At 23.7% G+C, this 22036-nt stretch carries 35 protein-coding genes; 2 read left to right on the top strand and 33 right to left on the bottom strand.

All coding sequences use genetic code 11. From position 1 onward, the window contains the following. Positions 1–235 precede the first annotated feature (235 nt). Together ACTCUI_RS00890 and truB are read left to right on the top strand one after the other, a co-directional pair. Positions 236–445, top strand: a complete 210-nt coding sequence (locus tag ACTCUI_RS00890) for a hypothetical protein (RefSeq protein WP_463430882.1) — start codon at positions 236–238, stop codon at positions 443–445. 700 nt (positions 446–1145) lie between these two features. Then, entirely contained in the window at positions 1146–1997 is an 852-nt protein-coding gene (gene truB, locus ACTCUI_RS00895) for a tRNA pseudouridine(55) synthase TruB (RefSeq protein WP_463431037.1), read from the top strand. 111 nt (positions 1998–2108) lie between these two features. Here truB and metG read toward each other — a convergent pair whose 3' ends face one another. The 33 genes from metG to rplB form a co-directional block, all read right to left on the bottom strand. Further along, the gene (metG, locus tag ACTCUI_RS00900; protein ID WP_463430884.1) at positions 2109–3668 is read right to left on the bottom strand and encodes a methionine--tRNA ligase; all 1560 of its coding nucleotides are present in this window, start codon (positions 3666–3668) and stop codon (positions 2109–2111) included. Between the two features lie 20 nt (positions 3669–3688). Further along, entirely contained in the window at positions 3689–4537 is an 849-nt protein-coding gene (gene rsmI / locus ACTCUI_RS00905) for a 16S rRNA (cytidine(1402)-2'-O)-methyltransferase (protein WP_463430886.1), read from the bottom strand. Between the two features lie 10 nt (positions 4538–4547). Further along, on the bottom strand, positions 4548–5486 hold the full coding sequence (locus tag ACTCUI_RS00910) for a hypothetical protein (protein ID WP_463430888.1): 939 nt from the start codon (positions 5484–5486) through the stop codon (positions 4548–4550). Then, on the bottom strand, positions 5476–6099 hold the full coding sequence (tmk, locus tag ACTCUI_RS00915) for a dTMP kinase (protein WP_463430890.1): 624 nt from the start codon (positions 6097–6099) through the stop codon (positions 5476–5478). The genes ACTCUI_RS00910 and tmk overlap by 11 nt, the downstream gene beginning before the upstream one ends. A 16-nt stretch (positions 6100–6115) precedes the next feature. Further along, complete coding sequence (truA, locus tag ACTCUI_RS00920) at positions 6116–6850, bottom strand: tRNA pseudouridine(38-40) synthase TruA (protein WP_463430892.1); 735 nt, start codon at positions 6848–6850, stop codon at positions 6116–6118. A gap of 54 nt (positions 6851–6904) precedes the next feature. Beyond that, entirely contained in the window at positions 6905–7921 is a 1017-nt protein-coding gene (locus tag ACTCUI_RS00925; protein ID WP_463430894.1) for an energy-coupling factor transporter transmembrane component T, read from the bottom strand. Between the two features lie 19 nt (positions 7922–7940). Next, a complete protein-coding gene (locus ACTCUI_RS00930; protein WP_463430896.1) occupies positions 7941–8780 on the bottom strand; it encodes an ATP-binding cassette domain-containing protein in 840 nt (279 codons plus the stop codon). Beyond that, positions 8756–9577 carry an energy-coupling factor transporter ATPase gene (locus tag ACTCUI_RS00935; protein ID WP_463430898.1) on the bottom strand — a complete coding sequence of 274 codons (822 nt, stop codon included), beginning with the start codon at positions 9575–9577 and terminating at the stop codon, positions 8756–8758. Before ACTCUI_RS00935 ends, ACTCUI_RS00930 begins: the two co-directional genes overlap by 25 nt. A gap of 104 nt (positions 9578–9681) precedes the next feature. Beyond that, positions 9682–10038 (bottom strand): 50S ribosomal protein L17, encoded by a 357-nt coding sequence (gene rplQ / locus ACTCUI_RS00940; RefSeq protein ID WP_463430900.1) that lies wholly within the window; start codon positions 10036–10038, stop codon positions 9682–9684. 223 nt (positions 10039–10261) lie between these two features. Then, entirely contained in the window at positions 10262–11215 is a 954-nt protein-coding gene (locus ACTCUI_RS00945) for a DNA-directed RNA polymerase subunit alpha (RefSeq protein WP_463430902.1), read from the bottom strand. A gap of 30 nt (positions 11216–11245) precedes the next feature. Continuing rightward, positions 11246–11659, bottom strand: coding sequence for a 30S ribosomal protein S11 (gene rpsK / locus ACTCUI_RS00950; RefSeq protein WP_463430904.1), 414 nt, complete (start codon positions 11657–11659; stop codon positions 11246–11248). A 2-nt stretch (positions 11660–11661) separates the two neighbouring features. Continuing rightward, complete coding sequence (rpsM, locus tag ACTCUI_RS00955; protein ID WP_463430906.1) at positions 11662–12057, bottom strand: 30S ribosomal protein S13; 396 nt, start codon at positions 12055–12057, stop codon at positions 11662–11664. 25 nt (positions 12058–12082) lie between these two features. After that, positions 12083–12199, bottom strand: a complete 117-nt coding sequence (rpmJ, locus tag ACTCUI_RS00960; RefSeq protein WP_273585182.1) for a 50S ribosomal protein L36 — start codon at positions 12197–12199, stop codon at positions 12083–12085. Then, entirely contained in the window at positions 12196–12408 is a 213-nt protein-coding gene (locus tag ACTCUI_RS00965) for a S1 domain-containing protein (RefSeq protein WP_463430909.1), read from the bottom strand. Before ACTCUI_RS00965 ends, rpmJ begins: the two co-directional genes overlap by 4 nt. 37 nt (positions 12409–12445) lie before the next feature. Beyond that, complete coding sequence (gene map / locus ACTCUI_RS00970) at positions 12446–13189, bottom strand: type I methionyl aminopeptidase (RefSeq protein WP_463430911.1); 744 nt, start codon at positions 13187–13189, stop codon at positions 12446–12448. A 48-nt stretch (positions 13190–13237) separates the two neighbouring features. Next, positions 13238–14500, bottom strand: coding sequence for a preprotein translocase subunit SecY (secY, locus tag ACTCUI_RS00975; RefSeq protein WP_463430913.1), 1263 nt, complete (start codon positions 14498–14500; stop codon positions 13238–13240). 7 nt (positions 14501–14507) lie between these two features. After that, on the bottom strand, positions 14508–14951 hold the full coding sequence (gene rplO / locus ACTCUI_RS00980; protein WP_463430915.1) for a 50S ribosomal protein L15: 444 nt from the start codon (positions 14949–14951) through the stop codon (positions 14508–14510). Between the two features lie 5 nt (positions 14952–14956). Beyond that, positions 14957–15154, bottom strand: a complete 198-nt coding sequence (gene rpmD / locus ACTCUI_RS00985; protein WP_463430917.1) for a 50S ribosomal protein L30 — start codon at positions 15152–15154, stop codon at positions 14957–14959. Then, on the bottom strand, positions 15151–15687 hold the full coding sequence (gene rpsE, locus ACTCUI_RS00990; RefSeq protein WP_463431039.1) for a 30S ribosomal protein S5: 537 nt from the start codon (positions 15685–15687) through the stop codon (positions 15151–15153). The genes rpmD and rpsE overlap by 4 nt, the downstream gene beginning before the upstream one ends. Beyond that, entirely contained in the window at positions 15687–16040 is a 354-nt protein-coding gene (gene rplR / locus ACTCUI_RS00995; RefSeq protein ID WP_463430919.1) for a 50S ribosomal protein L18, read from the bottom strand. Before rplR ends, rpsE begins: the two co-directional genes overlap by 1 nt. A 21-nt stretch (positions 16041–16061) precedes the next feature. Continuing rightward, complete coding sequence (rplF, locus tag ACTCUI_RS01000; RefSeq protein ID WP_463430921.1) at positions 16062–16604, bottom strand: 50S ribosomal protein L6; 543 nt, start codon at positions 16602–16604, stop codon at positions 16062–16064. Positions 16605–16622: 18 nt separating this feature from the next. Beyond that, positions 16623–17003 carry a 30S ribosomal protein S8 gene (rpsH, locus tag ACTCUI_RS01005; protein WP_463430923.1) on the bottom strand — a complete coding sequence of 127 codons (381 nt, stop codon included), beginning with the start codon at positions 17001–17003 and terminating at the stop codon, positions 16623–16625. Between the two features lie 15 nt (positions 17004–17018). After that, positions 17019–17288, bottom strand: coding sequence for a 30S ribosomal protein S14 (rpsN, locus tag ACTCUI_RS01010; protein ID WP_463430925.1), 270 nt, complete (start codon positions 17286–17288; stop codon positions 17019–17021). A 33-nt stretch (positions 17289–17321) separates the two neighbouring features. Beyond that, positions 17322–17876, bottom strand: coding sequence for a 50S ribosomal protein L5 (rplE, locus tag ACTCUI_RS01015; RefSeq protein WP_463430927.1), 555 nt, complete (start codon positions 17874–17876; stop codon positions 17322–17324). Between the two features lie 15 nt (positions 17877–17891). After that, entirely contained in the window at positions 17892–18245 is a 354-nt protein-coding gene (gene rplX, locus ACTCUI_RS01020) for a 50S ribosomal protein L24 (RefSeq protein WP_463430929.1), read from the bottom strand. A gap of 13 nt (positions 18246–18258) precedes the next feature. Continuing rightward, positions 18259–18639 (bottom strand): 50S ribosomal protein L14, encoded by a 381-nt coding sequence (gene rplN / locus ACTCUI_RS01025; RefSeq protein ID WP_463430931.1) that lies wholly within the window; start codon positions 18637–18639, stop codon positions 18259–18261. A 1-nt stretch (position 18640) separates the two neighbouring features. After that, complete coding sequence (rpsQ, locus tag ACTCUI_RS01030) at positions 18641–18907, bottom strand: 30S ribosomal protein S17 (protein ID WP_463430933.1); 267 nt, start codon at positions 18905–18907, stop codon at positions 18641–18643. A gap of 112 nt (positions 18908–19019) precedes the next feature. After that, on the bottom strand, positions 19020–19313 hold the full coding sequence (gene rpmC / locus ACTCUI_RS01035) for a 50S ribosomal protein L29 (protein WP_463430935.1): 294 nt from the start codon (positions 19311–19313) through the stop codon (positions 19020–19022). Beyond that, on the bottom strand, positions 19310–19738 hold the full coding sequence (gene rplP / locus ACTCUI_RS01040) for a 50S ribosomal protein L16 (RefSeq protein ID WP_463430937.1): 429 nt from the start codon (positions 19736–19738) through the stop codon (positions 19310–19312). The genes rpmC and rplP overlap by 4 nt, the downstream gene beginning before the upstream one ends. 28 nt (positions 19739–19766) lie before the next feature. Then, positions 19767–20519 carry a small ribosomal subunit protein uS3 gene (gene rpsC, locus ACTCUI_RS01045; RefSeq protein ID WP_463430941.1) on the bottom strand — a complete coding sequence of 251 codons (753 nt, stop codon included), beginning with the start codon at positions 20517–20519 and terminating at the stop codon, positions 19767–19769. A 5-nt stretch (positions 20520–20524) separates the two neighbouring features. After that, complete coding sequence (rplV, locus tag ACTCUI_RS01050; protein ID WP_463430944.1) at positions 20525–20878, bottom strand: large ribosomal subunit protein uL22; 354 nt, start codon at positions 20876–20878, stop codon at positions 20525–20527. A gap of 20 nt (positions 20879–20898) precedes the next feature. Then, positions 20899–21180 (bottom strand): 30S ribosomal protein S19, encoded by a 282-nt coding sequence (gene rpsS / locus ACTCUI_RS01055; protein WP_463430946.1) that lies wholly within the window; start codon positions 21178–21180, stop codon positions 20899–20901. An 18-nt stretch (positions 21181–21198) separates the two neighbouring features. After that, entirely contained in the window at positions 21199–22029 is an 831-nt protein-coding gene (gene rplB, locus ACTCUI_RS01060; protein WP_463430948.1) for a 50S ribosomal protein L2, read from the bottom strand. Positions 22030–22036: the final 7 nt, after the last annotated feature.

Raw genomic sequence — 22036 nt, forward strand, 5'->3', positions numbered from 1 at the left:
TTTTTCTTTTGGTTCTTTTCTTTTTTTCTTTTTTCTTTGTTTAGTTAAATTTTAAAAAAAATAAAAAACTTTTAAATTTAACTTGACATAATGTTTTTTTATGTTATGATAAGTTTACAAACTATAAAAAACGTTTTGTTTAAAAAGATATAAATAAATTAAAAATTATATTTTTTTAAATAAAAATGTGGATTACCAATTGTACCGTTTTTAAGTAACGCTTCAGGCATCAGAAATGCTATTTTATGAAATCCCCAATAAAAGTCAAATTGCTAAAGGATGTTGTGACGATTTTAAACAAGTAAGAGAAATATTACAACAAAATCATAATAATTGCTCTTTCCAAGAATTTAGACAATATACTTTAGAATCAGAAAAAATTATTTCCCAAAATATAAAGATTGTAGAAAAAATGTTTGACAAATTAATAAATAAAAAAAAATGACAACTGAAAACGAAGAAGATTTAAAATTATTTAAAGATTGGTATGATGAAATTAATAAGATCGAATGAAATTAAATAAAAAAATAAAGCTTTATAGCTTTATTTTTTTGTATATATTAAAATTTATATACAAAAAAAATATAATATTTAGTGAAAATAAAATGTTTTATTAAATAAAATCATTAATACACTTTCAATTTTGAAATGTTAAATTGACAAAATTAACATTTCTTTTCTATTAATTTTTTTCGTTTTCATTAATTAAATTAAAATTGTTTTTTAATTAAAGTAATTTATTTTATTATGCTCAAAATTTTAAAATATTCACTGTTTTATTTTTACTTTAAAATAATAAATTATAATAATTTTTCTTTACAACGAAAAAATATCCCTTATAGATATAGGGATGTGCATAGAAACCCCCATCAGCAAAGGAAAGTTCCATAAATTAAAAATATCATCATTTATCTCTAAAAAAATAAAAAAAGAAAGTAACTTTTTTTAAGTAGAAAAAATATAATATAAAATTAATAGCTAAATAAATTCGAATAAACTTTTATTGTTTATAATTATAATTAGTTATCTCTAAATTTTTATATTATGGATAATATAAAAAAAGATAAATAAAATAATAATTTCTACAAACAACTTTTCATAATTTCATCAACCCAACAGAAAGATATAATTTTAATATGGCAGTTATAACAGGTTTTTTTTTAATTAATAAAGAAAAAGGAATGACATCCCATGATGTAGTTCATAAAATGAAAAAAAAATTTAATTTTATGAAAGTCGGTCATACTGGAATTTTAGATCCATTAGCTGAAGGATTATTAATTATTTTAATAAACAAAGCTACTAAATTATCTTTTTTATTCGAAAACTTAGATAAAACATATCAAGGTAGTATGATTTTTAATAAACATTTTGATACTTTAGATATAACAGGTAAATTAATTTATACAAAAGAAAATATTTTATGTTTAGAACAAATCAAAAAAAATTTTGCTTTCTTTAATAAAAAAAAATATTTGCAAACACCACCCATGTTTTCAGCCATCAAAATCAAAGGGAATAAAATGTATGATTTAGCAAGAAAAAATATTCAAATAGATATTCCGCCTAGAGAAGTTAATATTAAAAATTTAAAAATAACTTCTGCTTTAGTAAATGATTCAATCCATTTCGAAACTAAAGTCTCTAAAGGCACTTATATAAGAAGTTTAATCAGGGATATCGCCTCTAAAATGAATACATATGGCTCATTAAAAACTTTAAATAGAATTAAAGTAGGACCTTATAATATTAAATATGCTCATAACATTGATTCAATTGACATCAAACATTTAATAGACATTAAAATGCTTTTTAGAAAAGAACAAAAAATTATTTTAAATGATTACTTAATTAAATTAGTTAAAAATGGGATTGTATTAGATGAAAGACAAATTATAACTCAAAAACCTTTTATTGTTTTAAATCAAAATAAAAATTGGATTGCTTATTATACTCCCAAAAAAAAAAATAAATATTATCCTAAATATTTTTTTTAAAATTTTTTGCTTCGTACAAAAAAATAAAATAAACAAAAAGGATTCTTTATTTCAAAGAATCCTTTTATATTATGAAAAATAAAAAAATATTTTTTACAAATCAATTAAAAATTAAATAAAGTCTTCTGGGTTTAAACGTTGAAATAATTTTGTTTCTAATTTGATTTCTTTATCTTTAGTAATGCCAAAATTTTGTAAACTTTCAAAAGTATTTGATTCAGATTTAATTTGTTTTAAAATATTTTTAGATGTTTCTGGTAAAAAAGGTTTTAATAAAACACCTATAAAACGTATTGTTTCTACTAAATTATATAAAACAAAATCTAATTTATCTAAATTATCTTTATCTTTGTTTAAATTCCATGGTTGTGTTAAATCAATATATTTATTGCATAAACGAGATAATTTTAATATACATTCTAAAGAATCTCCTATTTTATATAATTCCATAAAACGGCGAACAGATAACAAAGTTTGAAAAGCTTCTTTAGATAAATCAATAACTTTGAATTCTTTAACAGGATTTAAATTTTTTCTTAATTTACCGTTTTTATATTTAACTATCATACCTAAAGTACGACTCAATAAATTACCTATAGTATTAACTAAATCAGTATTATATCTTTGAAATAAAAGATCATAAGTTAAAACACCATCAGAATTATAAGGGATTTCATGTAAAACAAAATAACGAATAGCATCTACAGAAAAAATTTTTAATAAATCATCTACATATAAAACATTATTTAAAGACTTAGACATTTTTTTATCATTAAATAAAATCCAAGGGTGAATTAAAAATTTTTTCGGCAAAGGTAAATCTAAAGCCATTAATAAAATAGGATAATAAATCAAATGAAATCTACTAATATCTTTGCCTATGACATGAAGACTACAAGGCCAAAATTCTTTAAATTTATAGCTTGAGTAATTATTCAAAAAAGGATAATTTAAACCTGTAATATAATTACTTAAAGCGTCTATCCAAACATAAACTACATGTTTTGGATCGAAAGTTAAATCAATGCCCCATTTAAAAGAAGTTCTAGAAATAGATAAATCAGCAAGAGGTTCTTTTAAAAGATTTAAAATTTCTTTTTTAATATGTGAAGGTAAAATTAAATGAGGATCATCATTTAAATATTTTAATAATTGATCTTGATATTTAAATAATTTAAAAAAATAAACTTCTTCTTTAGTCCAAATAGGTATTTCGCCATTAACTGTTTTACCATCAATTAAATCTTTTTCTGAAATATAACTTTCTTCATTAACAGAATACCAACCTTCATATACACCTAAATAAATATCACCTTTTTTTAAAAGTTTTTGAACAATATTTTGAACTCTTTTTTTATGTAATGGATCACTTGTTTTAATAAAAAAATCATATTCAATATTCATTTTTTTATAAATAGCTTTAATTTGATCAGAAATTTGATCAACATAATCTTGCGTCTTTAATTTTTTTTGTAATGCTTTTTTTTCTATTTTTTGTCCATGTTCATCTGAACCTGTTTGAAAATAAACATTATAACCTTCTAATTTTTTAAATCTTGCTACTACATCAGCTAAAATCATTTCATAAATATTACCGATATGAGGAATATCAGAAGCATAAACAATAGAAGTCGCGATATAAAAATTTTTTTTCTTAGATAATGCATTCATTCAACTTTACGCAACCTTTTTTAATTTTTTTGAACTTTAATTTTATTATAAATTATTTTTTTAGATATTTTACGCGCTTTAGAGACTTGAATTAAAGATTCTTTTTCGCTATAACCTTGTTCTAAGAAAAAAGAAACATGCTCTTCTAAAGTTACATCTTCATATAAATGATTTTGTTTATTAGTTTCTATCACTAAAACATATTCACCTTTTAAACATAATTCTTCTTTTACAATTTCACATAAAGAACCGTCAATAATAGTTTCAAATTTTTTAGTTAATTCTCTAGAAAGAGAAATATTTCTGTTACCATAACAATCATGAATCAAGGTTAAAGTATCTTTTATTCTTTTAGATGATTCATATAAAATTAAAGAACCTTCAAAAAAACGATATTTTAATAAAAATTTTTTTTTCATTTCTTTTTTTTTAGGCAAAAAACCTAAAAAAATAAAAGGAGCCTCAAAAGAAGAAAGAACAAAAGCAGATAAAAAAGCAGATGGACCTGGCACAATAGTTACATTAAAACCAGCTTTTTTTACTTCTTGAACCAAAAATAAACCTGGATCGCTTATCAAAGGAGTACCAGCATTACTGATCAAAGCTAAATTTTTTTGTTCTTTTAATAAAAATAAAACTTTTTGAATCCGTTCTTTTTCATTATATTTATGCAAAGAAATCAATCTATTTTTAAAATTATAAAAATTTAATATTTTAGAAGCTATTCTAGTATCTTCGGATAAAATATAATCAACCGTTTTTAAAATTTCTAAAGCTCTAAAACTCAAATCTGACATATTTCCTATAGGTGTTGCTACTAAATATAAAAGATTTTTCTTTTCAAAAAAAGTTTTTTGAATAATCACCATATATTTAAAATCAAACTTCCTTATAAGATTCTACTTTTTTCTCTATTTTAATTAATAAAAATATAAAACAAAAACGATGTTCTAAAATATTTTGATCTTGTTCTATTTGAATTAAAAAATTTAAAATATCTAAAGTTGATTGCATAGATAATTTATTATAAAACAAATGATCTAATAAAAAATTAGGCCAAATATAAACAAAATTATTTTTTTTATAATATAAATCTAAAAAAAAACTTATCAAAAGACATAAAAAATCATTAACAAAATATTTATTTTGAATCAAAAAACGAATATGAAAATATAATTGAGAAACTACTGTTTTTTCAGCCAAAGTATTTAAAAAAAATAAAAAAAAATCTTTTAAATCATAAAAATAATTATCTATTTCTATTTTACGATTTTTTTGTAAAATTGAAATAAAAGTTTTATCTAATTCATTTAGATCTTTTTTCGCAACTAAATCATAATTATATTCATCATCTAAAGAAAAAAACTGAGCCCGAGATAAAATAGTAGGAAGGACAACATAATGATCCCTTGTAAATAAAATACCTAAATTATTTTCGTTAATAGGATTTTCTAAAAAATAAAGCAAACTATTAGATGCTTTATAAGATATATTTTCTATGCCATCTATCACATAAACTTTTCTTTCTTGTACCAAAGAAGTTTTACTAAAATACAATTTCATTTCTAAAATTTGTTCTTTTGTTATATTCGTGTCATTAGCATCTAAATAATAAAAATTAGGATAAGAAAAAGTTTGTATATGTTCTTTGTTTAAAAATCCAGAAGAATTTTGGTTTTTTAAAAAATCATATACCAATTCAAACATAAAAGTTTTTTTATCTTCATCATTATTGCTTTCTATTAAATAAAGATGAGTTAATTTTTTATTTTTAATAATAATTTTAAATTTCTGTAATAAATTGTTTTTATCTTGCATATTTTTTTTCAATAATTTGATCAATTTTATGCTCAATAATTTTTTGAATTTTATCCCAAGGAAGAGCAGCATCTATTTTATAAATTCTATCAGGATATTGATTACAAAGTTCTAAATAGCCTTTTCTAACTTCTTCATGAAAATTATTAGGTTGCAAATCAAAATATTCTATTTTATTTTGTCTTTTAGTTTTTAATCTTTTAATTCCAATCATTGGATCTAAATCTAAATAAAAAGTTATTTTGGGTAAATATTGCATAGCTAAAAAATTAATTTGTTGAATAAAATCTATGCCTAGTTTTCTAGCATACCCTTGATAAGCCATAGATGAATCAAGATAACGATCACAAATAACAATTTTATTTTCTTTTAACGCAGGAATAATAACTTGTTTTAAATGTTCCGTTCTATCAGCTGCATATAATAAAGCTTCTGTATAAAAATCAATTTTTTTATAATATTGCATTAAAATTTTTCTAATTTCAATATTAAACAAACATCCGCCTGGTTCTTTGGTTAAAAGAACTGAATATTTTTTACTCATTTTTTTAAATAAAAAATGAGATAAAGTTGTTTTTCCTGTGCCTTCGCATCCTTCGAAAGAAATAAACATTATCATTTTCCTTTTTTTAATAAAAAATTTTTGTTAAACAAAGACCATTAGCCGGAGCTACAAAAGAGAATTTTTTATTATTTTGAATTTTAAACATATTCAATAAATCTTTTAAATTTTTTTTTCTTTGACCTATAAAAATCAAAAAACCTACTAAAAAAAGAATCATTTGTTTCAAAAATCCTTTTCCATGAAAAAATAAAATAAAATTATTTTCATTTTCTTCGTAAAAAACTTTATAAATTAATTTAACTGTATTTTTTTTAGAATCTTTATTACTAGTGAATAAAGCAAAATCTTTTTCGCCTTCTAATAAAAAAAGAGCTTCAACAATAAGAGAAAAATCAATATTTTCAATATATACTTGAAAACGATAATTAAAAGGATTTAATTGTTTTTTTGAAAAAACATATTTATAAATTTTAGATTTTGCATCATAACGAGCATGAAAAAGAGACTTTTTAAACTCAATGTTTAACACTTTAATATCCTTAGGCATTACTTTGTTTAAAGCTTTTTTTAAATAATCGGGTTCAATCCAAAAATAAGTATTAAAATGAAGAGTTTGTCCTTCAGCATGAACCCCTTTATCAGTACGACTAGCCGCTATAGTTAAAATTTTCTGTTTAGTAATTTTAAATAAAAAATATTCTAGGACTGATTGAATTGTTATCACATTAATCTGTTTTTGATAACCATGATAATTAGTCCCATCATAACTCAAGATTAATTTATAAGTAAATTTTTTCAAATAAAAAAACCTCTTCATTATTATTTTCTCATAAATTCAAAAATAATATTTTTTTTAAGCATAAAAACTAAATATAAAAAAAGACAAAAATAAAAAAAATATAAAAATATCATTTCTTTTTATTTTATAAACATTAAATTTAGTTTTGGGTTTGCCTAAAACATATCCTCTAGTTTCCATTGCGTTAGCCAAAGCAAAAGATTTTTTAAAAGTTAAAATAAGAATAGGAATTAATATTGAAACTAAATATAAAATTTTTTTCAAAATATTTTTAGTATAAAAATTAAGGCCTCTAGATAACTGAGCTTTTATAATTTTTTGACTTTCTTCTATCAAAAAAGGCATAGACAAAAAAATTAAAGATATCATAAGAGAAAACATTTCAACAGGAAATTTAATTATTTTAAAAGGTTTTAAAAGTAGTTCTAAACCATCTTTTATTTCGACGAAAGAAGTTGTTTTGCTAATTAAAAAATTAACCATAAAAAATAAACAAACACGAACAAAAATAAAAAAAATATTTAAAAGAAGTTTTTTATTGTAATATAATTTCAAAAAAAATTCTTGATCTTTATGTAAAACAGAAGGTAATAAACAAAAAAATATAAATATAAAAATAAAATAAATATTTTTATAAACTCTATTTGTAAAAAGCAAAAAAGATACAAAATATAAAAATAAAATAAGAAATAAAAATAAACTCAAATTATTAGGAAAAATAGAAAAAGAAAAAAAATTTTCTGTTTTAGGATTATTACTAGACACATTAAAAAAAAAACTTAAAAAAACAAAAAATTTTAAACTCAAAATTTGTCTTATTAATATTCTAAAACAATTAGAAACAATATTTGATAATAAATAAAAAATAAAAAGAAAAAATATAAAATAACAAATATAAAACAATATTTTATAAGATGTTAATTCAGAATTTAAATCTAAATTTAAACTAAAAATAATTTTAAAAATAAAAATAAATAAAATAATTTTTATAGAAGGATTAATTTTATATATAAAAGATTTTCTTTTTAAAGTAGATTCATATTTATCATTTTTTTTATTAATCATTTCCATAAAAAAATTATAACCTTTATTATAAATTTTGTTTAAGATATTTTAATAAATCTTCATAAGAAAATTTATATTCAAAAGGAATACCTAATTCATGATTTAAAAATTTTAAAAGTTGAAAAGTTTGCGGTTCAGATAAACCAAATTGTGATAAATTATGATTTTGAAAAAAATCTTCTTTTGGGCCGAAAAAAATAATTTTACCTTTATCCAATAAAATAATTTTATTAGCATATTCAGCTATTAAATCCATATCATGAGTAATAAAGATAATAGTATTGCGTTTTTTTTGATTTGTTTTTTTTAAAAAATTCATAATATCTTTTTTACTACAAACATCCAACCCTCTAGTAGGTTCGTCTAAAATTAAAATAGATGGTTCTAAAGCTAAAACACCAGCAATCGCAACTTTTCTTTGTTGTCCTCCAGATAATTTAAAAGGAGACTTTTCAAATAAATCTTGAGTTATTCCTACTTGTTTTAAAGCTTTTATAGCTTGCTCTTTTGCTTCTGCATCAGTTTTATTAAAATTTTTAGGCCCAAACATAACATCTTTTAAAATAGTGTTTTCAAAAATCTGATTTTCTGGAAATTGAAAAACCAATCCTATTTTTTTTTTCAAAGAAATTAAATTTTGTGGTAATACTCTTTTATCTATTATCTCTCCGAAAATATCTAAATATCCTTTTGAAGGCAACAATAAACCATTCATTAATTGAACTAAAGTAGATTTTCCTGACCCTATTTTTCCTATTATAGCTATAAAATCATCTTTAGATTCTATATTTAAATTAATATCGTTTAAAGCTGGTTTTTCTTTTTTATTATAATAAAAAGTTACATTTTTAAATTGTATTGCCACAAACAATCCTTTAATTCTTGTAATTTTTTTGGATTTATTTTAAATAAATCTTTATCTTTTTGCAATTCATAATAAATCTTCATTCCTAAAGGTAAATAATTAAAATATTTTTTTAAAAAAGAAAAATCTTTCAATAAATTTGAAATTTTATCATATTTCCATAAACAACATTTATCTAACGCCATAATTTTATCACTTCGAAAAGCAAAAGACAAATCATGAGTTATAGTAATCAAAATTTTATTTTTTTGTTTATGAATATTTTGAATAATATCGTAGATTTCTTTGGAACTTTGAGGGTCTAAAAAAGATGTAGGTTCATCAAAAATAATAATATCTGGTTCCATAGCTAAAACAGAAGTTATTGCTACTTTTTGTTTTTGTCCTCCAGATAATTCTTGAGGTTTTTTATGTAATAAATGCTGAATATCCAACATACTAGCATATTCATCAATTTTTGTGCGAATTTGTTCTCGAGGTAACAATTTATTTTCTAAACCGAAAGCAATATCATTTTCAACATCGAAACCTACAAATTGATAATCAGGATTTTGAAAAACAATGCCCATCGAAGAACGTAATTCTAATAAATTATCTTCTGTAGATTCTTCATTATTAATAAAAATTTGACCTGTATTAGGTCTTAATAAGCCAATTAAAAGTTTAGCTAAAGTAGTTTTGCCTGAGCCATTATCTCCGATTAAGGAAACCCATGTTCCTTTAGTAATTTCAAAATTCAAATTGTTTAAAATTTTTTTATCTTTATAATTAAAATTTAAATTTTTAACAATTATCATTTGAATAATTCCTATTTAATCATTTTTGTTTTAATTTTTAATATTTTTTTAATTAATATATAACAAAATATTGTAAATATAATGAAAAAAACATTATTAAAACATTAAACAAATAAAATAAAAGCCATCGGAGCTGAATCGCCTCTACGGCATTCACTTTTAATAATTCTTGTATAACCGCTTATTCTATCCTTATATTTAGGAGATATATCTTGGAATAATTTTTTTAAAACCGTTGTATTTGAATCAATTCTTTTATTAAATAAAAAAGTTGAAGCTAATCTTTTAGAACTTAAAGTATTTTTTTTACTTAATGTAATTAATTTATCAATTACTTTTCTGATTTCTTTAGCCCTAGATTCAGTAGTAAATATATGTTCATTTATAATTAAACTAGCAACTAAATTTTTTAATAAAGATTTTCTATGAGATGAATCACATCTTAATTTACTATAAGCCATAATATCACTATATATATTTACACCTTTTTTTAATTATTATAAATGCTTTTATTTAATTCTTTATTTATAAAAAAGTTATAAATTTTTTTCTATTATAAATAAAGAATTCTAAAAAAAATAAAATTCAAAAAAATTTATTTAAATAAATTTACATAAATAAATTCAAAAAGTTTTTATTAATAAAAAAAATCATTATTATGATATTTAAAAAAAATAGAAAAATCTAATTATTGCTATCTTGAAAATGCAAATCTAATTCTTTCATTTTTTGTTTTAATTCTTCAAAAGATTTTTTACCTAAACTATTTAATTTACAAATATCTTTTTCGTTTTGTTTAACTAATTCTTGAACTGTATTAATACCTGATTTTTTCAAACTATTAAATAATCTTACTGATATCTCTAATTGATCGATTTTTAAATTTAAAGCGTGATTATAACTTTCTATTTTAGGTTCATAAATAAAATTTTTATTGTGAACTTGTGGATTCAAATCAGTTAAAATATTAAAATGATCAATTAAAATTTTAGATGCTGTAGATAAAGCTTCTTTAGGAGAAATAGATTTATTTGTTTCAATTGCTATAACTAATTCTTCTTTATTATGTATTTTTTGTTCTACATTATAAGCTACTTTTACAACTGGACTATATAAAGAATCAATTGCAATAACTCCGAATTGATTTTTAATATAACTCTTATTGTTATCGGCAGATACATAACCAATACCTTTTTTAATAGTAACTTCCATTTTAAAAGGAATACCTTTAGATAAAGTAGCTATTGTTTGATCTTTATTAAAAATTTCAACGCCTGTAACAGATTGAAAATCAGCAGCTGTTACTACTTTTTCACCAACGACATCTATTTTTAATTTTTCTTCAAAATCTTCTTCTTCTGAATTAACTCTAATAACAACTTTTTTTAAATTTAAAATAATAGACATAACATCTTCATAAATTCCTGGTATAACACTAAATTCGTGATCTACACCTTCAATTTTAACATTTACAATAGCAGCCCCTGGTAAAGAAGATAATAAAATTCTTCTTAAAGAATTACCTATTGTAAGTCCTAAACCTCTTTCTAAAGGTTGAATAACAAACTTCCCGAAAGATAAATCTGATTCTTCTTGTTTAATTAGAAAATTAGGTTTTATAAATTTTAATTTTTTCATTATAATAATCCTTTTTTTATAAGTTAGTTATTATCCACGAGGACGTTTAGGCGGTCTACAACCATTATGTGGTATAGGTGTAACATCTCTAATAGCAGTAATTTCTAAACCAGATTCTTGTAAAGAACGAATAGAAGTTTCTCTTCCTACTCCAGGACCTTTTACAAAAACTTCAATCTGTTTCATTCCTTTTTCTTTTGCTAAAGAAGAAACTTTTTTAGCCACTTGTTGAGCAACATATGAAGTAGATTTTTTACTATTTTTATAACCTACTAAACCACCACTACACCAAGAAACAGCATTGCCTGCTAAATCTGTAATAGTTATAATAGTATTATTGAAAGTAGCTTTAATATGAGCTATTCCCACAGGAACATTTATTTTATTTTTTTTTAATTTAGTTCTTCTTTTTTTCTTAACATTTGAAATATTTTTTTGAGACATAATTAAACTGTTCTGCCCGCCCCTTTATTGAATTTTTTATCTCCTGCAATAACTTTTTTACGACTTTTTTTAGCTGTTTTAGCATTATTTCGAGTTTTTTGACCTCTAACAGGTAAACCTCTCCAATGATGAATGCCTCTATCACATCTTATTTCTTTTAATCTTTTAATATTTAAAGCAATCTCTCTTCTAAGATTACCTTCTATATTCAATTTATTACATTCGTTTCTAATAATAGATAATTGATTTTCATTCAATTCACCAATTCTAACATTTTCCTCAATATTTAATTTATTCAATATTTTCTTGGCAGTGGAAAGTCCGATACCATAAAAATTATTTCTTAAAACAATAAGTATTCTTTTATTACTAGGAAATGTTTTTAACATTTTGGCCATTCTTCAAAACACAACTCCTTTACTTTTAACCTTGTCTTTGATTATGACGACGTTTTTTTTTATTTATAACATAAACCCTTTTTTTACGACGTACAATAATATCATCAGGACTAATTTTTTTAACAGAAGCTCTAACCTTCATTGAGTGCTCTCCTTTTTTAAACGATAAATAATACGACCTTTATAATCTACTTGTACTTTATCACCTACTAATATATTTATTCTACGAGTTCTTATTTTACCAGAAATATGAGCAATAATAACTCTATCATCAGGGAGTTTTAATTTAAAAGTTGCGTTAGGTAATGCAGCAATAACTATAGCATCGGAAACTTTATTATCATTAACCATTTTTCTTAATACTTTCCTTAATTAATATTTTTTTTATTTATGTTAAAATTTCATATCCTTCATCAGTTACTAAAATAGTATGTTCAAAATGAGCACTTAAACTTGAATCTGAAGTAACAGCGGTCCAACCATCTTTTAATATTTTAACTTCTTTGCTTCCTAAAGTAAACATAGGTTCAACACAAAAAGTCATCCCTGGCATTAAAACATGATCTTTATCCACGAATTCAAAATTAAAAATATAAGGTTCTTCGTGAAGTCTAGTGCCTATACCATGACCTGAAAAAACTTCTATTATACCATAATTATGAATACGTCCCATTTCAGCAATAGCACGAGAAATATCTGAAATTTTATTCCCAGGTTTTATTTGATTTATTCCTAAATATAAAGCTTTTTCAGTATTTTCGATAAATCTTTTTACTTTCATAGGAACTGTTCCTAAAATATAAGTATAAGCGGAATCAACAAAATAACCTTTATATTTGATACCTAAATCAATAGTCACTATATCTCCGTTTTTTAAAAATTTTGTTTTAGAAGGTAATCCGTGAACCACAGCTTCATTAACAGAAATACAAATATGACCGCCAAAACCTTGATAATCTTTAAAAGCAGAAACAACTCCATTTTTTTTCATTAATTCGAAAGCGATCATATCTAATTCAAAAGTAGAAATACCTACTTTTAAAAAATTTAATAATTCTTTTCTTATACAGGATAAAATTTGACCTGCTTTTCTCATTATAACAATTTCATGAGAGGATTTAATCGATAACATAAAAAAATAAATAACCTCTAATTTATATATGATTCGCTTTTCGCAAATTTAAAAAAATTTACTATAAGTATTTTTTACATTCTTTTCTTTTTTAATATTTTGTATAGTTTCTATAGCGACACCAACAACAATTAAAAGACTAGTTCCGCCAAATTTAATATTTCGAGATATTTCGTTATTAAAACAAAAACTAATTACATCAGGAGCAGCAGCTAACAAAGTTAGAAAAAAACTCCCAATACAAGTTAATTTAAATATTTCGTAAGTTAATTTTTTAACAGTAGGTAAGCCTGGTCGAACATCTTTTAAATAAGCGTTTTGTTTTGATAAATGTTCTGAAAGTTCCATAGGATTAATAGTCATAAAAGATGAAAAGAAAGAAAACAACATAACTAATAAAAGATAAACAAAAAAATATATTCCTAAATAAGAACGTGATTCAATAAAAAAATTCATAAAATTAGTAGATTTAGGAAAAAACATTTTTATATAATTAGTTATATTTAAAAAAGTATCAGCAATAATAATCGGTAAAACACCAGATGTATTTAATTTAAAAGGAATATGATTATCTATTTTATCATTATGTCGGTCTACAGCGTAATTAATAGGAAGTTTTAAATAAGCTAAAGATAAATAAATAGTTAATATTAACAAAATAAAAAAAGAAAATAAAATTAACAAACGTTGAGTTAAAAACGGTTCATTGTAATCTAATAAATACTTAAAGGTATTAAATAATTTATCAATTATTCCTATAACTATTAAAATAGAAATCCCGTTTCCTACTCCTTTAGAAGTTATTAAATCAGCTAACCAAATAGAAATAAAAACACCAACCACTGAAAAGAAAACAACAATAAAATGAAATGCAATCAGGTTTTCATCTTTTATCGTAAATAATTTAGCCAAATGAATCGGATTTTGTTGTAACATGAAAAAACTTTGAGTTATAGCAATTAAAATTGTTAAAACTCTAGTTACTATATTAATTTTATACTTACCTTTATCTCCTTGTTTTTGCCATTCTTGAAAGAAAGGAAAAACTTTTTGAGCAAATTGAATTATGATGGAAGCGGTAACATAAGGTATAACACCTAATGCTAAAAGAGAACAAGAATTATTTGAAAACAAAAACTCATTTTTGCTAGATGTTTTTTTTAATTTTGATAAAAGCGAATAAAAATCTTCGCCTAGTAAAGGGATAAAAATTTTAGTACCAATAATATAAATAAAAATAATAAACAAAGTAAAAAAACATTTTTGAATTATTTTTTGTCTATCTTCTAAAAAATTAATCAATTTCGCCATCATAAAATTACCTTATTATTTCTGTATGGCTGCTACCATTTTTATCGATAATATCTTTTGCCTTCTGGGACATTTTACAATCTTGAACAATTATTTTTTTAGTAAATTCACCTTTAGATAAAATCTTAACAGGTAATTTATCGTTTTTAATTATTTTCTTTTTCAATAATAATTCTTTTGTTATTAAAGTACCGTTTTCAAATATTTCTAAATCTTTTAAATTAACTATATTATATTTAACTTGATTAAAATTATGAAAACCTCTTTTTGGAATTCTTTGTGAAAAAGGTGTTTGACCGCCCTCGAATCCTAATCTAGTGCCTCCGCCAGAACGAGCTAATTGACCTTTATGACCTTTACCTGAAGTTTTTCCATTTCCGCTTCCAGGGCCGCGTCCTAAACGTTTAATTGTTTTTCTAGCGCCTTTAACTGGTTTTATCAAATGTAACATTTTTTTTAATCACTCTCTTTGCTACAAATTTCTTTAATCAAAACTAAATGATTAATTTTTTTAAGAATTCCTCTAACAACTTGAATATCTTCTTTTATAACTTTTTGATTAATTTTTTTTAAACCTAAAATATTAGCATTTTTAACTTGATTAGGCGTTCTACCAATTAAACTTTTTTTTAATGTGATTTCTAATTTAATCATTTATTTTTACCTTTAAATCTGGAAATCAAATCAATACCACGAATTTTTTCAATATCTTTTACAGTTCTTAAACTTTGTAATCCATTCATTATAGCTCTTAAAACATTGATAGGAGTTCTTGATCCTAAAGATTTAGCTAAGATATCGTTGACTCCTAATAATTCGAAAACAGTTCTAGCTGTTCCGCCAGCAATAATTCCTGTTCCTTTAGCAGCAGGTTTTAATAAAGTTTTAGATGCTCCAAATTTACCAACAACTTCATGAGGAATAGTAGTACCAGAAAAAGAAATTTGGATTAAATTTTTCTTAGCTTTTTCTAAAGCTTTTCTAATAGCATCTAAAATTTCTTGAGCTTTAGCGCTTGCAAATCCAACTTTACCTTTTTTATCTCCAACAACAACTAAAGCAGAAAAACGTAAACGGCGACCACCTTTTACAACTTTAGTAATTCTATTAATCAGAATTACTTTCTCTTGAAAAACATTATTTACTTTTCTAGGATTAAATTTATCTCTTTGAATATTTGCGTTTATCAAAATATTAATCCTTTCTCTCTTGCAATATTTGCTAAAGCTTTTATACGTCCATGATATAAACGTCCATTACGATCAAAAACAACTTCCTTGATTCCTTGTTTTAAAGCTTTTTGAGCAATAACCCTACCAATATCTAATGCTACTTTTGTATTAACAACATTAGCTTTTAATTCTTTACTATGAACACTACATAAAGTAACTTTATGTTGGTCATCGATTATTTGAGCATAAAAATATTTGTTTGAACAAAAAACATTTAAACGAGGTCTAACTGGTGTACCTATTATTTTTTTTCTTAAACGTAAATGACGTTTTTGGCGCAATTTTTTTGATGATTCTTTATTTATCATTATATAAATAAATGCCCTTTCTTATTTTTTAGCACTTTTTCCTGCTTTACGATGAACATACGCACCAAATAAACGTATACCTTTACCTTTATAAGGTTCAGGTTTGCGTAATTTTAATATTTTGCCTGCTATTTCTCCTACAAATTGTTTATCTATACCTTTAACAATAATTTCTTTATTTTTTATAACTTCTATTTCTATATCAGAAGGAATAGGTAAAGTAACAACATGAGAAAAACCTAAATTAAAAATTAAATTAGAGCCTTCTTTTTTAGCAGAATAATCTAGACCAACGATTTCAATTTTTTTTACAAAAACATTATTTAAACCTGAAATCATATTAAATAATAAAGCTCTAGTTGTCCCATGAATTTTTTTCATAAAAAAATGATCATTAGGTCTTGAAACTTTAATCAATTTATCTTGAATATCAATATTTAAAAGAGGGTTGATTTGATATTTTAAATGATGTTTAGAAGATGTAATATATATTAAATTTTGTTCTTTAAGTTCCACCTTTATTCCTTCAGGAATAAAAATTGGTTTTTTGCCCACTCTCGACATTATAATCTCCTTATATAATTACCAAATATAAGCTAGTACTTGTCCACCTATATTATTTGATATAGCTTCATAATCTGTCAAAATACCTTTTGAAGTGGAAATAAAAGCTATTCCTAAACCATTCAAAACTCTAGGTATTTTTTTAACAGAAACATTTTTAGATACTCTTTTTAAACCTAAAATGGCTCTTTGTTTTTTACCATGATATTTTAGATAAATAATAATATTTTTTTTAGAAGATCCTTCTACACGAAAATCCTGAATAAAACCTTCTTTTTTCATAACTTTTAAAAGTTCTATTTTTAATTTAGAAGCGGGTACCGAAACTTTATTGTAAAACATTATATTAGCGTTTCTTATTCTTGTCAATAAATCAGCGATAGGATTTGTTATCATCATTATTTAATCTCCTCCTTACCAACTTACTTTCTTAACGCCAGGTATTTCACCTTTATTAGCTAATTCACGAAACTTAATTCTAGATATCCCAAACTTTCTCATGTACCCTCTTGATCTCCCATCAATTTGATCTATATTTTTAAGACGTACTGGGGAAGATTGTATAGGAAGTCGTGATAAGCCTTCATAATCTCTTTTTTGTTTTAATTCAAGACGTTTTTCTATATGTTTAAAAAATAATTCTTTTTGTTTTTTATTTTTAACAATTTTAGATTTTTTAGCCATTAAAAACTCCTTATTTTTGTTGCTTTATATCTATTAAAGATTTTTTTTCTTAAAAGGCATTCCATAAAACTCTAATAATTTTTGGGCATCTTCATCATTTTTAGCTGTAGTAACAATACAAATATCCATACCACAAACTTTTTTAACTATATCAAGATCAATTTCGGGAAAAACAATTTGTTCTTTTAGTCCTAATGCATAATTACCTCTGCCGTCAAAAGATTTAGTACTAAGACCTCTAAAATCTCTTACCCTAGGTAAAACTATTTTAATTAATTTATTTAAAAAAAATTCTTTTTTATAACCTCTTAAAGTAACTTTTAATCCAATCGGCATACCTTCTCTTAATTTAAAATTAGAAATTGATTTTTTAGCTTTAACAACAACAGGTAATTGACCACTAATCAAAGTTAATTGTTGGTAAAAATCATCTATAATTTTTACATCAGCGACAGCTTCAGCGCCAACACCCATATTAATAACTATTTTGTCAATTTTAGGAATTTGCATAACTGATTTAAAATTAAAAATTTCTTTTAAAGCAAAAAATGAATTTTTTGTGGTATTTTCAATACTTTGTTTTTTCATTTAATATATACCTTCTTAATTATGAAAATTTATCAAAGTGCCACTTTTTTTAGCATAACGAACTTTTTTTCCTGATTCATAACGAAAACCAACACGAGTTGGAATTTTTTTCTCAGGATCGATTAAAGCCACATTGGAAATATGAATAGGCATTTCTTCTTTAACTATATTTCCTTTTTCTCCATCTTTGGAAGAACTTTTATGTTTAGAAACTATATTTATGCCTTCGACCAAAACTTTTTGTTCTTTAAAAAATATTTTTATTACTTTTCCAGTTTTAATATTTTTAGTTTTATTACCTTTTTCATCAACACAAAAACGATCTTTGCCTGAAATAATAGCAACTATATCTCCTGTTTTAATATACATCACTTGTAATCCCTCATATTACGAAAACTTTTTCAGCTAAAGACAGAAATTTAAAAAATTTGCTATCTTTTAATTTTTTATTTTTTACTACAGGTCCAAAAATTCTTGTTCCTTTTAAAGTCATATCATCTTTAATAATAACTACAGCATTATCATCGAATTTAATATAAGAACCATTTTTACCTGATAAACCTTGTTTAGTGCGTAAAATTAAAGCTTTAGATTTTTCGCCTGCTTTTATCATACCAGAAGGGATGCTTTTTTTAACAGAAACTACAACCACATCGCCTATCTGAGCATAACGTTTTTTACTTGAACCCGGCATATTAATAACTAAAACTTCTTTAGCACCGCTATTATCAGCTACTTTTAAGCGACTATTTATTTGAATCATATTATTTTTTTACCTTATCTTTGCCCAAAATAATATTTAATAAACGAAATTTTTTATTTTTAGAAATAGGTCTAGTTTCTTCGAAAGATACAAGATCTCCTAATTTAGCAATTTCATTTTCATCATGAATATAAAATTTACTAGTTTTTTTAATTTTTTTATCATATAATCGATCTTTTTTATAATAATCAACTGCAACGATAATTGTTTTTTGCATTTTATCAGAAACAACAACACCTGAAAAAACTTTTCTATTATTATCACGCATACTCTTCACCCTCTTTTATAAAAATATTTTATAAATTATAAAATGAAAAATTTGTGAATGTTTTGGAATTATCCACAAATTTTCAAACACAAATCATAATTAAAAAGAAAAATTAATTGTTTTCTAAATATTTATCTTTTTGAATATCTTTTTCAGTATCTTTATCCAAAACAGAATCATTTTTTAATTTTATATTTTTGTTGAAATTTTTAATTTTGGAAATTTCTTCTTCTCGGATAATCGTCTTAATTTGTCTAATGATTTTTTTTATTTTACGAATACTAGATGTATCTTTTAATTTAACTAAATTTAATTGTATCCTAGCATCAAACAATTCTTTTTTTAAAGAAACGTATTTTTTATTCATTTCATCTATAGACATTTTACGAATTTCTTTAATTGTCATGATTCCTGGCCTCTTTTAACTATTTTTGTAGCAATAGGTAATTTATGAGAAGCCAATCTTAAAGCTTCTATTTCTGCTTTATCTAAATTATTGGCATCTTTTACTTCAAAAAGAATTTTTCCTTTTTTTACAACTGCAACCCATAGTTCAGGACTACCTTTACCAGAACCCATCCTAACCTCTAAAGGTTTTTTTGTTAAAGACAAGTAAGGGAAAATATTAATCCAAACTTTTCCTTCTCTTTTCATATGACGAGTCATTGCAATACGAGCAGATTCTATTTGTTGGCTAGTAATCCATGATCCTTGTTTAGCAATTAGACCATAATTACCATTAATAATTTTATTTTTGCCTTTCGCCTTGCCTTCATAACTTATACGATGAGGACGAAGACGAGATTTATTAGTCTTTTTTGGCATTAACATAATGATTTTTTTTACCCCTTTTATTATATTAAGACGTATTTTTTCTAAAATATTTTTTCTCAGCGAAATTCTTTTTATTAAAATGTTTTTTATTATCATATTGAGAAGCAAATATTTGTCTAGTATCAGAAATAGTCTTATTAGGTAAAACTTCACCATGATTAATAATCACTTTAACCCCTAAGACGCCATAAGTAGTATGAGCTTCTTCACAAGCATAATCAATATCAGCTCTCAAAGTGTTTAAAGGAACAACACCCATTGAAATAGATTCTTGTCTAGCTTTTTCAGCTCCACCCAAACGACCTGTAATAATAATTTTAATACCTTTAACACCGCTTCTTAAAGCTTTTTGAACAGCTGATTTTTGAACAGCTTTATAAAAAGCTCTTTGTTGTAGTTGTATTGCTATATTTTGAGCTACTAAAACAGCAATTTTATTAACAGCTTTCACTTCGAAAATATTAATTTGAATTTTCTTTTTAATTAAATTTTCTATTTTACTAACTAAACTATTTTTATTTTTATTATCTGGACCTTGAATCAAACCTATTTTAGAAGTATACAGTTCGATCTCAATAACTTCATCATTCGATTTTTTTAAACGTTTTATTTCTATTTGAGAAATAGTTGCTTTAGGATAATGATTTTTAATTAAATTTCTAATTTGAAAATCTTCGCAAACCAAAGAAGGAACTTGTTTATCTTCAGCATACCATTTAGATTCCCAAGTGCGAATAATTCCTAATCTTAAACCATTAGGATTGCTTTTTTGACCCATTTATATTATATCTCCTGAGTTTCTTTTTTATATTTAGAAACAAATATTTTGATATGACTAGTTCTCTTTTTTCTTTTATCTGTTTTTCCTTTAGCTCTAGGAAATAAACGAGGTAAAGAAATACTTTCATTAACAAATATTTCTTCTACATATAAATCATCTTTATTTAAATTAAAATTATTAACAGCATTAGCTACCGCACTTTTTAACAATTTTAAAACAATAGGAGCAGCTGATTTTGAATTTAAAGTTAAAATAGCTTCAGCTTCTTTAATTTTTTGACCACGAATTAAATCAACAACCAAACATACTTTTCTAGGAGTAACAGGTATTTGACTTGCTACAGCTTTAACCTTCATATATAAATACCTTCTTTAAATTATTTTTTTGGATTTTTCTTATCACCTTTAGCATGACCACGAAAAACACGAGTAGGTGAAAATTCTCCTAATTTATGACCAACCATATCTTCTGTAATAGAAGAAATAATATATTCTTTACCATTATAAACAGCAACTTTATGCCCGACAAAACTAGGTAAAATTACACTTGAACGAGAATGAGTTTGAATAATTTTTTTATTTTTATTCTGGCTTTGTTTCATTATTTTAGATAAAAGGGATTTGTCACAAAAAGGACCTTTTTTAATCGAACGAGTCATATTTATACACCTCCAAATCTATTTTTTACGACTTTTTAAAATTAATTTATTAGAATTTTTATTTTTTTTACGTGTTTTAACACCAAGAGCTTTTTTGCCCCAAGGAGTCATAGGAGCTTTACGTCCAATAGGTGCTCGTCCTTCTCCACCGCCATGAGGGTGATCATTAGGATTCATCGCTGAACCTCTAACTGTAGGTCTTATAGATAAATAACGAGTTCTACCTGCTTTACCATTACGAATTAATTTAAAAAATTCATTACCTAGTACTCCTATTGTGGCTTTACATTCAGCTAATATTTTTCTTGTTTGTCCAGAAGATAAAGTTAAAACAACATATTTATCTTCTTTTTTAACTATTCGAGCTGAAGTACCTGCACTGCGTGCTATTTGACCACCTTTACCAGGTTTTAATTCAATATTATGAACCAAAAAACCTTCGGGAATGTCCTTTAAAAGTAAAGTATTTCCTATTCTAATATCAGATTTTTTTCCTGAATTTATTGTATCGCCTATCTTTATATCTTTAGGAGTTAAGATATATCTTTTTTCTCCATCTACATAATGAATTAAAGAAATATTACAATTACGATTAGGATCATATTCTATAGTAGATAATTTACCAGGTATATTTTCTTTATTACGTTTGAAATCAATAATACGATATTTTTGTTTAACTCCGCCACCTCGATGTCTTACTGTTATTTTACCTTGATTATTTCTGCCGCCTGTACTTTTTTTAGGTACTAATAAACTTTTTTCAGGTACCGAAGTCGTAAGTTCTTTGAAATCTTGTAATCGCATATTACGATGTCCATTAGATGTAGGCTTATATTTTTTAATAGCCATGAATAAT

Source organism: Brinjal little leaf phytoplasma, from assembly GCF_978563805.1.